The organism is Janthinobacterium sp. PC23-8 (genome assembly GCF_002250505.1).
Classification (GTDB): Bacteria; Pseudomonadota; Gammaproteobacteria; order Burkholderiales; family Burkholderiaceae_D; genus Janthinobacterium.
In genome coordinates this window covers 87,977-100,779 of sequence record NZ_NJGY01000003.1, presented here as the reverse complement: position 1 = coordinate 100,779, position 12,803 = coordinate 87,977, and the positions used below count along the sequence as shown (strand labels likewise).

Here is a 12,803-nt window from a genome sequence, read left to right as displayed (position 1 = left end):
CGTTTTATTTTTAAAAAAAATCGACAAGCACCATTGTATGCGGTATAAATATCATTAACTTTTAGCCAATCTCACAGATACTCACCAGTTTCTCGATCTCATGGCCAGATTTGACAATGCCGTCGTGATTTCGCTCCCGCTGATCGATTAGCTGAACATTAAAAAACTGCCCGTCTTTTAAAATCAGAGGATATCGTCGATGAATGCCAACAGGACCTTAACGCAATTGAATTTGCTCGGTTCTTCTCCCCAATTCACCCAAAGCTGCACCCTGATTCATAAATTTTCCCGCGTCGACGCCACCGTGCTGATCGAAGGCGAGACCGGCACCGGAAAAGAAGTCGCGGCACGCGCCTTGCATTATCTGGGCAAGCGCAGCGGGCAGGCCTTTATCCCGGTCAATTGCGGCGGACTGCCTGAAAGCTTGATCGAAAGCGAACTGTTCGGTCACGAACGGGGCGCGTTCACGGATGCCAAATCGGCATCGCCGGGGCTGGTCAGCGAAGCCGACGGCGGCACCCTGTTCCTCGACGAAGTTGATTCCCTCAGCATGAAAGCGCAGGCGGCGCTGTTACGTTTTCTGCAAGACAAAACCTACCGCCGCGTCGGCAGTGGCGTCACCCGCCAGGCCGACGTGCGCATCGTCGTCGCCAGCAATGCCAGCCTGGAAAAGCTGGTCGATGCACGCCAGTTCCGCCGCGACCTGCTGTACCGCCTCAATGTACTGGTGCTGCGCATGCCGCCGCTACGCGAGCGCCAGGACGATGCGCTGGAACTGGCGCAGGTTTTCGCCGAGCGCTTCAGCGACCAGTACCGGATGGCCCGCAAGAGCCTGCATCCAAATCTGATTGCATTGATCCGCCAGCACGACTGGCCCGGCAATGTACGCGAACTGGAAAACGTGGTTCACCGCCAATTCCTCCTGTGCGAGGACGGCGAAACCCAGCTGGGCGCCGCGCTGGCGACGGCAGCGGTGCTGCCCTTGCTGCAAGACTTCAAGAGTGCCAAGGCGCGTGCCATCAGCGACTTCGAACGGCGCTACGTGCAGGACACGCTGAAACAGTCCGACGGCAACCTGTCGCAGGCAGCGCGCCTGGCGGGGCAGGAAAGAAGCGCCTTCGGCAAACTGGCGCGCAAGTACGGCGTGGAGGAAAAAATCGCCAGCACGGCAACACCCGAGGGCTGACACCAGGACGATTGCAAGGCAAACACGGTCTCGCCGCGCTTTTATTGTATATTGAACCAAAATACAATCGGCTATACAGGCTGGATTTTCGCGGTCACGTCCGGGTAAACCGCCCTGCGCCCCGGCGATCCCGCCAGGGAGACATGAATGGATCAACAACTGCTCGATTTTGCCACTGCCTCGATCAGGCGGCACCTCGCCGAGCATCCGAACGCGGCCGACACGGCCGAGGGAATCGATCAGTGGTGGGTCGACTGGACTGCCTGCCCCGGCGCGCCAGCGGCCTGCCGGCCCGGCGCCGAGGTCACGCTCGCGGCGCTGGAATTGCTGGTCGCCGCCGACCAGCTTGAAGTATTGCGGGTGGGCTCGCGCCTGGTCTGGCGCTCGCCGCGCTGTGCCATCAGCACCTGACGCCCCCCCTGCCTGAGCGCGGCGCTACACGTGCATGGCCGGGCTCGGGCAGGGGGCAAAAAACCACCCATGCCGGTATTTTTCCACCCTGCCCCAACATCGCGCCATGGCGCGCCATCTGCAACAGCCCAAGCTGGGTGAGGAATGACCCAGGCACCGCCCCGGCAGCCTGTATTGTCTCCTGTCAAATCAACTACTTAGCGTAGATCAATAACGTGGCACGCGTATTGCATTAACAGCAGGCGATGCCGGAGTCCTGACGCGTGCTTGATTGCTGTCACCGCAGGCCCCTGCAAATACCGTCGATAAACCTGATTCTTGAATTCGATTCCTTAGCGAGGCGAAATAAATGACTGAAAGCATACAAAAGAAACTCTTGCGGGTAAGACCGCCACGGGTAAAGATTACTTATGACGTCGAAATCGGTAATGCAATCGAAAAAAAGGAGCTGCCTTTTATCGTCGGTGTTTTTGCGGATTTAAAAGGCGACCGTGAAGACCCTGCGAATTACACTGGCTTGAAACAGCGCGCCATGTGCAATATCGACCGCGACAATTTCAATGACCTGATGGGCACCATCGCGCCGCGTGCCGCTTTTTCCGGCAACGCGATCAGGCGCTGGGCCGAGCTGCCGCAGGACGGCGACAAGGCGCTGACCTTCCGCTCGATCGAGGATTTCGAACCGCTCAATATCGTGCAGGCCATGCCGTCGCTGTCGCAACTGTACCTGGCGCGCGGCCAGATCCGTACACTGCAGGCCAAGGCGGAGTCGGACGACATGGTGGCCAAACACCTCGACGCCATGACGCAAGGCACCAGCGCCGCCGACCAGGCGCGCCACCTGGCGATCCTTACGACCCATTCGGCGCCGCTGGCGGAAAAAGATGCGCCGGCGCTGGTCACCCGCCTGTTCACCCTGCACGACGCCTTGCAGGACAGCGACGCCGCGCTGCTGCCAGAGCTGCAAGCGTGGCGCCTGCTGGGCGCGAGCGGCAAGGAAGCCGACGTGCCTGCCGCCAGACCCGGCGCACTGGTGCTGGCCAATGCCCTGGCCGCGCCAGACACGGAAGAAAACCGCAACAAGGCCATCGAACGCTTGAAAATGCTGCGCGGCAAGGCGAAGGCGGCGAGCGGGCCGGGCAAGGCTGGCGACGCGGCAGCCGGTACGGTGACCGGTGACGACGAGAACGCCACGCCGGAAGCCAAGGCGGCGGCAGCGGCAGCGGCGGCAGCGGCGCCGGCAGCGCCGCTCGACAAACAGCTGGTGCTGCTCGGTTTTGCCGATGGCGCCGCCGCCACCGTCCGGCTGGACAAGGCAAAAAGCGATGCGGACCTGCTCGTGGCCCTCAAGACCCCCGCAGGCGATGCGGAAGGCGACAAGATCTGGCGCCTGCCGCTGCTGCTGCTGGGCCTGACGGACAGCGCGGCGGGCGAGGAACCGACCTATATGGCCACGCTCAAACTCTATAACTACCTGCTGGCCACCCCTGCCGCCCCTGCCACGGCAGACGACCTGGTGCTGGCGACGCAGGCCATCCTGCCGCTGATCCAGACCGACACGGCGCGCAGCATCCTGGCCGTCAATTCCTTCGTCGACCGGCTGCGCATCGCCATCGGCAGCCCCCAGGCAGACACGCGCAACAAGGTCATCGCGGCCCGCCTCAAGGGCGCCGCCGCCGTCATCGACGAACTGGTCGCCGAGATCGACGGCCTGCTGAGCACCGCCCTGTCGGACATCATGCACAGCAGCAGCTTCAAGAAAATGGAAGCGACCTGGCGCGGCCTGCACTACCTGGTCTTCAACACGGAAACGAGCACCATGCTGCGCCTGCGCGTGCTCAACGCCAGCAAGGCCGAACTGCTGAAAGACATGCAGAAGGCGGTCGAGTTCGACCAGAGCGCGCTGTTCAAGAAGATCTACGAAGACGAATACGGCACCTTCGGCGGCCTGCCGTACAGCTTGCTGATCGGCGACTATGAAATCGGCCGCGCCGGCGACGATATCGAGTTTCTCAAGAAGATCTCGGAAGTGGCGGCGGCGGCGCATGCGCCGTTCATCGCCCAGGCCTCGAAGGATCTGTTCAACCTGAGCAGCTTTGCCGAACTGGGCAAGCCACGCGACCTGAAGAAAATCTTCGAAAGCGACGATTTTGGCGGCTGGCGCGAATTTCGCGACATGGAGGACGCGCGCTACGTGACGCTGGTCCTGCCACGGGCATTGCTGCGCCTGCCCTACGGCACGCCGGACAAGCGCAACACCATCGAGTGCGAGGGCCTCAATTTCAACGAAAACGTCGGTCCGCCGCCACCGCCGTCCAAGCCCACCAGCGCCGACGGCACCGCCTATTATCCATCGCCCGACAATGAGAACTTCTTGTGGGGAAATCCAGCCTACCTGCTGGCCGAACGCATTACCAATGCGTTCTCGCTGTATAACTGGACGGCGGCTATCCGCGGCGTCGAGGGCGGCGGCCTGGTCGAAGGCCTGCCGCGCTATACCTACACGTCCGACGCCGGCAGCACCGAACTGTTCTGCCCGACGGAAGTGTCGATCACCGACCGGCGCGAGAAGGAACTGAACGACCTGGGCTTTATTTCCCTGTGCCACTGCAAGGGCACGGCCAAGGCGGCCTTTTTCGGTGGCCAGACCACCAATCTGCCGAAAAAATACTTTTCCGATGACGCCAATGCCAATGCCCGCATCTCGGCCATGCTGCCCTACATGCTGGCGGCCTCTCGCTTCGCCCATTACATCAAGGTCATCATGCGCGAGAAGATCGGCAGCGCGCTCACGCGTGCCAATGTCGAAAGCTACCTCAATACGTGGATTTCCAATTATGTCCTGCTCGACGATAACGCCACGCATGAAGTGAAATCATCGTATCCGCTGCGTTCGGCCAAGGTGGCGGTGACCGACGTGCCGGGCGAACCCGGCGTGTACCGTGCGACGGTCTTCCTGAAGCCGCATTTTCAGCTCGAAGAGTTGACCACGTCGATCCGTCTGGTGGCGGACGTGCCCAAATAAGCGCGCAAGCGGCAGTGCTCTTCCCTCATCGACAATTTTTTGGAGCTTTACCATGGATTTGATTCTTCTACAGCCAGGCAATCCGGAAGTGTTCGGCGGCGCCAACAGCTGGGACAACGGCGGCAGCCTGATCGACAACACCTGGCGCGATTCCGTGCTCGACCTGGGCCAGTGCATCGAACTGGTGTCCATGCACCAGGGCATGAAGCAGCAGATTACCACCGACGTCAGCAATTCCGCGCGGACCTCGGGCCGGCCCATCATCACGGAATTCACGCTCAGCAAATACGTCGACAAGACCTCGGTCAAGTTCTACGAATATTGCCTGCGCGCCGAACCACTGGGCAAGGGCAAGGACAAGCCGACCAAGCTGTACATCGCGCGCAACTCGGGTGACAAGACCGCCAACATCCTGACCATTTCGCTGCGCGACGCCATCATCAGCGAGATCCAGCTGCAAACCCATCCGGACGACATGCCGACCGAGCAGTTCAAGCTGAACTTCACGGAAATCCTGTGGACCTACACGGTGCAGAAAGCCGACCTGACGACGGCCGGCAACCTGGCGACGGGCTGGAGTATCGCCCGCAACCGGCCGATCGGACAGTTCACGGACTGACCGCACGCCAGGCCGCCCGGCAACGGGCGGCTGCGGCGGCCCGCACCACCCTTTTTGTACTGGAATCGACCATGCTCTTCCTGCTTGAACGCCTGGCCCATGCGACGCCGCCCCTGTCCGGACGGCCGCCACCGTTCGACCTGCGCACGGCCATCGCGATGCAGATCCAGCGCATCATCGGCGCGCGCGTGGTCGAGACGGGAGACCAGCTGAGCTTGCTCGAATTCGGCATGCCCAACGTGGTCGAACTGAGCACCTTCGGCAAGAGCGAACTGGAACGCTATGGCGCACGCCTGGAACGGCTGGTGCGCCGCTACGAGCCGCGCCTGCTGGCGCCGCAAGTACGGCTGCAAAGCACCGGCCTGCCGCTCGCGCCATACCGGCTGGTAGTGAGCGGCATGCTGTCTGACGCCAGCACGCCGGAAAGCTTCACCTTTGATTTGCCTGCTTACTAAAGAAACAGAGCGCCGCGCCCATGCTGCCGATTAACGCCACCCTCAAGGATTACTTCCAGGAAGAACTGTCATCGCTGCGCAGCGAGGGCATGGCGTTCGCCCGCCAGTATCCGCACCTGGCGGGCGAACTGGGCCTGAACGCGCGCGCCGCCGGCGACCCGCAGGTCGAATTGCTGATGCAGTCGTTCGCCTTCCTGGCCGGCCGGCTGCGGCACCAGATCGAGCAGGACAAGGCCGATCTGCCCAATGCGCTGCTGGCTTTCCTGTATCCGCACCTGGAAGCGCCGGTACCGTCGATGCTGGTGGCCGACATCACCGTCAAGCCCGACGGCAACAAGGAACAGCTGCTCAAGCGCGGCGCCTACATCGCAGCGCCAGCCGTCGGCGCCAGCGGCCGCAGGGTCAGCTGCCGCTTTCGCACCTGCTACGCCACGCCGCTGCTGCCGTTGACGGTCGAGCGCATCGAGCTTGAATCGGGCGCCGCCCACGACATCATCGGCAAGGACGGCAAGCGCACCCAGGCCATCGTGCGCGTGCGCGTGCGCAGCCAGGTCGGCCTGCCGCTGACGACCCAGGGTCAAGGTCCGCGCCGCCTGCGCTTTTATATCGACAGCAGCGAGCCGGGCGCATGGACGCTGTACGAGATGCTGGCCTTGCGCCTGACCGGGGTGGTGGTGCAAACGGCGCCGGCCGACGGCCTGGAGACGGTCTCGACCGTGCTGCCGGCGGACTGCCTGCGCTGGCTGGGCGAACGCGACGACGAAGCGGCGCTGCCATCGAACCTGCACACGCATCCCGCCTTGCGCCTGCTGCAGGAATATTTCTGCTTTCCGCAAAAATTCCTGTTTTTTGAAGTGAGCGGCCTCGAACGCCACGATTTCAGCGCCGCCGCCGACTATACCGATCTGCTGTTCGCGTTTGACGCGCCATTCGACACGGCGCAGACCTTTGCGGCGGAAGTACTGCGGCTGAACTGCGTGCCGCTGATTAACCTGTATTCGCAGCGCATCGACCCGATCATGCTCGACCACACGCAGTACGAGTACCACGTGATGGGCGACCTGGCGAACCACCGCTACTGCGAGATTTATTCGATCGAAAAACTCGAGTCGATCACGCCGTCCGGCTCGCCGCGTCCGATCGCCCCCTATTTTGCGATGGATGACGTGCAAAAGCTCAGCGAGCAGGATTATTTCTACGTGGCGCGGCGCCGCCAGAGCCACGGCGAGCATATCGCCGGCACCGAATTGCGCCTGTCCTTTCTCGATGCGCGTTTCGACCTGTGCCAGCTGCGCGACGAAGTGGTCGGTGGCGTGGCCCTGTGCACCAACCGCCGCCTGCCGGAGCAGCTCGTCAACGGCAGCCCGCTGCAGCTCGAAGGCCCGGGGCCGGTGGCCTCGATGCGCGTGCTGAGCAAGCCCACGCCCCACCAGACGCCGCCGCAGATCGGCGAGCGGCCGTGGAAGCTGGTGTCGCAGCTGGCGCTCAACCATCTGTCGCTGGCGGACGATCCGGGCGCGCTCAACGCACTCAAGGACATCCTGCGCATGCACGTGGGCGCCAACATGGCCGCTGGCCACCAGCAGATCGATGCCATCACGCACATGCGCTGCCGCACCATCACGCGCCAGGTGCGCAAGCATGGCGGCTGGCGCGGCTTCGTGCGCGGCACCGGCCTGACGCTGGACATGGACCGCGGCAAGTTCCGCGACGGCCACGCCAGCCCGGTGCTGTTCTGCGCCATCTTGCGGCATTTTTTCTGTCTGTACGCGACCGTCAACACCCTCGTTGAAGTCAATCTCGAAACCCAGGATATCAAAGGACCACAGAATCGATGGCCATCGCAAGCGGGCGCCAAGCCGGTAATCTGAAAGAGCTCATGTTCGAGGGGCACGACCAGGTCAACATCTTCCAGTTGATGCGCCTGCTCACGCGCGCCAGCGCCAGCGCGCCGGCGCCAACGCTGCGTTTCCGCGCCGACCTGTCGGCCGCGTTTCCGGCGCGCGAATTCTCCAGCCTCAATGCGCGCCAGGGCGGCGTGGTCGAAATCGGCACGGCCAACTACTGCGTCGCCAGCATCCTCGGGCCGCTGCCGGAGCCGTTCACGGAATGGGTGCGCGACCTGGAACGGGCGCGCGCGCCGGCCATGGCCGACTTCCTGAACATCTTCAACCAGCGCCTCAACACGCTGCGCTTCGAACTGAAGGCGGCGCAGAAAATCGCCCTCAATACCCTGCCGCCGGAACATACGGGACATGCGCATGTGCTGGCATCGCTGATGGGCGTCGGCTCGCACGACCTGCGCCGCCAGTTGCCCTTGCCGCCGCGCGCCTGGCTGGCGCTGGCCGGCCTGCTCGCCAACAGCCGCCGCAGCGCCTCGACGGTAACGCGGGTGCTGTCGTGCTTTCTCGGTGCGCAGGTCAGCCTGATTCCCATGCTCGGCGCCTGGCATACCCTCGAAGGGGACGACCAGAACCGGCTGGGACAACAGCGCCACCAGCTGGGCCAGGATGCCGTGCTGGGCCGGCGCGTGTGGGACCAGCAGGCGCGCGTGCGCCTGGTGATCGCCGGCGTCAGCTACGCGCGCCTGTGCCGTTTGCTGCCGCCAAACCTGGCCGAGCTGCGCGCGCGGCAGCAGGAACGGCGGCAGGCAGGCGCCGACTTCGCCGCGCTGGTGGCGATGGTGCACCTGCTGCTCGACCGCCAGGTCGATTGCGAAATCGAACTGCAGATCGATGACGACGGCATTCCGGCGCCGGCGCTGCCGGCCGCCGCGCCGGGCCGCCCCGGCTGGCGCCTGGGACAGACAGCCTGGCTGCGCGGCGCGCGCACGCACCGGCAGCGCCGCGTCCACTATCTGATCCCCGCCCACGGCGACAGCGTGGCTGCGCGATGAACCAGCGACTCGACCCACTGGCCGCCAGCGCCGTCGCGCCGATCGACGATCCGCGTCCCGCGCTGTTCCTGCACAGCGCGATTTTCTTGCGCGGCAACCGCATCGTCAGCGACGAAACCTTCCGCCTGACCAGCTTCAGCGGACAGGAAAGCGCTTCCGAAACGTTCGAATACCAGCTCGAACTGCACGGCAATACGGTGCGCCACCGCGAAGTGGCCTTCACGTTTGACGACATTATCGGCCGCCCTGTCACGGTCGGCATCCAGTATCCGTCCGGCGACAGCCAGGCCGAGTTGTCGGACCGCTTCCAGCGCGCCATCCGCGGCGCCGGCGGCGGCGCCGGGCTGGCGTTGTTCAATGGCATCGTCAGCGCGTTTGCGCTGGAAATGAATGGCGTCTACCGCCTCACCATGAAGCCGGCGCTGGCGAAGCTGGCGCTGACCAACCGCTACCGCGTCCACGCGCAGAAGAACGTGCGCGACGCCATCGGCGACATCCTCGACGAACACCGCATCGCCTACACCATGGAGGCCGTGTCGGGCGACGACAACCCGGCCGTGGCACGCATCCAGGACTGGCTGCAGGCAGGCGAAAGCGACCTCGATTTCATCAAGCGCATGATGGGCAAGGCCCACCTGTACTATTTTTTCAGCCACGGCGGCAACCAGCACCGCGCGGTCTTCGCCAACCGGCCCGCCTATCCCTGGGCGCTGGCCTCGCGCCAGCCGCTGCGCTACACCTACACCGGCGAGGATGAAGCCGGCCTGGCGCAAAGCGACGTCATTTCACAGTTCAGCTATCAGCAGACGCTGGCCAGCAGCGGCGTGCAGACCGTCTTCGCGCGCCAGGAGGCGGCCTGGGAAAGCGACGCCGTGGCGCAGTACCAGACCTATGCGGCGTCGAGCGTGGCCGATCCGGGCCAGCTGCCGTTCCAGCAATACAAGATCTACCAGTACGGCGGCAGCGTCGAGGAAGCGCGCCACTTTGCCGGCGCCACCGGCGACGCGCTCGACAGCGCCGCATCGCAATTTAGCGGCAGCAGCTACTGCCCGCATTTTCGCGCCGGCCATCAGTTCAGCGTCACCGGCAGCAAACTTGTCGACAGCCATCCGCAACTGGTGCGCCCGACGCTCGAGGGCCAGGCTTTCGTGCTGACCCAGGTCAAGCACCAGGCCAGCCTCGATGGCGGCTACACCAACGAATTCCAGGCCACCCGGGCGCAGGGACTGATCAGTGCCTTTTCGATGCAGGAAACGCAGCAGGGCAGCCTGCTGGCGCGGGTGGTGGCCGTACCCGATGCCGCCGTGCCGCCGGACTGGCGCTACTATGCGGCGGCGACACCCTACGACGCGCAGCACAACCAGTTCACCGACGGCCAGGCCAGGCTCGATGCGATCGGCGTGTACGTGATTTTCTCCACCGCCGGCCAGGACAGCGAGCCAGTCTGGGTCAAACTGGCGCCATCGATGCAGACCGCCCCGGAAATCGGCGTCACCGTGGTGGTGGCCCGGGCCCAGGACGAATCGGAACTGCCTGAAATCCAGAGCATCATCCACTCGAACGGCAACACCTGCATCATGCCCGAAGCATGGGTGGCCAGCTCGCGCACGGGCAACAATTATTCGACCAGCTATGGCGACGGCAAGAGCGTGCGCTTCGGCACGGCCTCCAGCGCCGACCTGCCGCGCGCCGTCGGCATCGTCGAGAAGACCTACAGCAGCGGCCGCTACCGCGACACCAGCTACGCCCAGGGCGCCAGCTACAGCTTTGCCGCCGCCGACAGCGTCGCCGCAGCCAGCAGCAGCAACCTGCAGGAACTGTTCGGCGCCCTGGGCGGCGTCAGCGACCTGCTGAGCGCTTCCGAATCGTTCGGCTCCACCTTCAGCCGCCAGCAGGCCAGCGTGTCGTCCAGCGTCTCGACGGTCGACACCTCGTACAGCCATTCGACGGTTGGCAGCAGCACCAGCATTTCCCATGTGACGAGCCAGAACAATACCTCGACCATGGGCGACAGCGTCAGCCACGACATCACCGGCACCACCAGCAGCACCCAGGCGGTGGGCGTGAGCAGCAGCACCCAGGCCACGGGGATGTCCAACAATGTCTCGGTCACCGGCATGAGCACGGCCGCCTCGCTGACCGGCGTGGCCAACAGCTCCAATGCCACCGGCATCAGCAACAACTCCTCGGCCACCGGCGAGAGCAACAATTCCTCGGCTACCGGCGTGAGCAACAACGCCTCGGTGACGGGCGTGAGCAACAGCACCGCGCTGACCGGCGTGAGCGACAGCGTCAACCTGACCGGCGCGAGTACCCAGACGAACCTGACGGGCAAGAGCGACAGCGTCGCCATCACGGGTGTCAGCACCTCGCTCAGCGTCAACGGCGAGCAGACCACGACCAACGTCAGCGGCTTGAACAAGTCGCTCAACGTGACCGGTTCGAGCAGCACGATCAACCTGAGCGGCGCGATCACCTCGCTCGACCTGAGCGGCTTCGGCATGCGCGCCTCGTTCGAAGCGGCCACCGTCAAGTGCGAAATCAGCGGCCTGGCGGTCACCATGCCGGCGATCAAAATCTATATCTGAGACGCGATGAAAATAGTCAAACCCTTGAGCCTGAGCGTCCTGCACAAGCCCTATCTGTACCAGGGCAGCCATCACTTTGCCGTCACCGCGCTCGGCTTCTTCCGGCTCGGCGCCGGCAATCCCCGCTTCCTGGCCGAGAACGAGCAATGGCCGCTGGTGCTCAAGGCGCTGCCGCCGGGCCAGCCGCTCGACGAAGCGATGCCCAAGCAGCAGGCCGAAGCGCTGATGCTGGGCAACGCCCACAGCCCTGGCGGCCAGCCTTGTTCCGTGCTGCCGGTGCGCCTGTGCGTGGCCGGCATCGACAAGACGCTGCGCGTGACGGGCGAACGCCACTGGCGCTATGGCCTGCTGCCCTGGCACGCCGTGTCGCGGCCCACGCCGTTCTCCGTGATGCCGCTGACCTACCAGCGCGCCTTTGGCGGCGCCGGCCATCCGGGCAATCCCGACGGCTGCGGCTATACCGGCTCGCCGCTGGGCGCGCTGGCCGGTGTCAACTGTGGCGCCATGCCCAATATCGAATACCCGGCCGCCGCCGCCGGCCACTGGCGCCGCGCCGCGCCGGCCGGCTTTGGCCCGCTGCCGACCGGCTGGGCGCCGCGCAAGGACAAGTTCGGCACCTATGACCGCCGCTGGCTCGAGCACGACGCGCCCGGTTTTGCGCGCGACATCGACTGGAGCGTGTTCAACCAGGCGCCGTCCGACCAGTGGTGCAAGCAGTTCTTCCGCGGCGGCGAAGCCTATTGCCTGCACAATGTGCATCCGAGCAAACCGCTGATCGAAGGCTGCCTGCCGCAGCTGCGCGCGCGCGCGTTTGTCCAGCTGGCCGGCGCCGCCGCCGCCACCGAAGTGGCGCTGCGCATGGACACCGTCTGGTTCCTGCCCGAATACGAACTTGGGGTGCTGGTCTACCACGGCCAGACCCCGATCGGCGACAGCGATGCGCTCGACGTGGCCGCGCTGATGCTGGCGTATGAAGACTGCGGCACGCCGAAAAGCCTGCCGCACTATCACGAGGTCATGGCGCTGCGCCTGGCGCCGGCCACGGCGGCGCTGCATGTGTTCGACGAAGACCAGCTGTGCCCTGTGCGCGGGGCGCCGGAAGCGGCGCTGCGCGCCGCAGCGCACCGGCAGGCTGCGGCGGCCGAACTGGCGCAGCGCCAGCGGCGGCTCGATGAAATGGATGCCGACTTCTGGGCCGCCCACGGCGGGCCGCCGCCGGGACACGTGCCGCCGCGCGCGGCCGAAGCCGTACCCGGTCTGCTGACGGCCGCGCTGGCGGCGGAAGGCGACTTCTGCCTGGCCGCAACGCTGCAGCACGCCAGGCAAAGCGCGGCCGCCGCGCAGGCCCGTGGCGACGCCGCCCAGGCACAGCTGGCGCAGCAGCAGGCCACGCTGGCGCCGCCCCTAACAGCGCAGGAAGCGCGGCGCCAGCAAGCGCAGGCGCTGGCCGAGGCGCTCGAACGGGCGGCGACTCCGGCCTACGATCTGCTGCCGGCCGGCGAAACGGGGACAGACCCGGGCCTGGCCGCCGCGCTCGGGGCGCTGGCCACCGCGCGCGACGGCGGCAGCGCAGATCGGAGGCGCACACGTCTGAACTCCCGTCCAGTGAAAAGCTCGTGTGGC

At 65.0% G+C, this 12,803-nt stretch carries 9 protein-coding genes; all 9 read left to right on the top strand.

Annotation, left to right across the window (positions count from 1 at the left end; translation table 11 throughout):
- The first annotated feature begins 199 nt into the window (after positions 1-199).
- Complete coding sequence (locus tag CD932_RS20030) at positions 200-1,186, top strand: sigma 54-interacting transcriptional regulator (protein ID WP_094444582.1); 987 nt, start codon at positions 200-202, stop codon at positions 1,184-1,186.
- A 147-nt stretch (positions 1,187-1,333) separates the two neighbouring features.
- Positions 1,334-1,597: a hypothetical protein gene (locus CD932_RS20025; RefSeq protein WP_094444581.1), complete on the top strand. Its 264-nt coding sequence runs from the start codon at positions 1,334-1,336 to the stop codon at positions 1,595-1,597.
- 349 nt (positions 1,598-1,946) lie between these two features.
- Complete coding sequence (gene tssC / locus CD932_RS29480) at positions 1,947-4,622, top strand: type VI secretion system contractile sheath large subunit (RefSeq protein WP_254926690.1); 2,676 nt, start codon at positions 1,947-1,949, stop codon at positions 4,620-4,622.
- Positions 4,623-4,674: 52 nt separating this feature from the next.
- Positions 4,675-5,241: a type VI secretion system tube protein Hcp gene (locus tag CD932_RS20010; protein ID WP_094444580.1), complete on the top strand. Its 567-nt coding sequence runs from the start codon at positions 4,675-4,677 to the stop codon at positions 5,239-5,241.
- A 71-nt stretch (positions 5,242-5,312) separates the two neighbouring features.
- Complete coding sequence (locus CD932_RS20005) at positions 5,313-5,696, top strand: GPW/gp25 family protein (protein ID WP_094444579.1); 384 nt, start codon at positions 5,313-5,315, stop codon at positions 5,694-5,696.
- Positions 5,697-5,716: 20 nt separating this feature from the next.
- A complete protein-coding gene (tssF, locus tag CD932_RS20000; RefSeq protein WP_094444578.1) occupies positions 5,717-7,567 on the top strand; it encodes a type VI secretion system baseplate subunit TssF in 1,851 nt (616 codons plus the stop codon).
- 8 nt (positions 7,568-7,575) lie between these two features.
- Positions 7,576-8,592, top strand: a complete 1,017-nt coding sequence (gene tssG / locus CD932_RS19995) for a type VI secretion system baseplate subunit TssG (RefSeq protein WP_176461072.1) — start codon at positions 7,576-7,578, stop codon at positions 8,590-8,592.
- The gene (locus CD932_RS19990) at positions 8,589-11,180 is read left to right on the top strand and encodes a contractile injection system protein, VgrG/Pvc8 family (protein WP_094444576.1); all 2,592 of its coding nucleotides are present in this window, start codon (positions 8,589-8,591) and stop codon (positions 11,178-11,180) included. The genes tssG and CD932_RS19990 overlap by 4 nt, the downstream gene beginning before the upstream one ends.
- Before the next feature lie 6 nt (positions 11,181-11,186).
- A partial coding sequence (locus CD932_RS29475) for a DUF2169 domain-containing protein (protein ID WP_254926689.1) occupies positions 11,187-12,803 on the top strand: 1,617 nt, incomplete at its 3' end.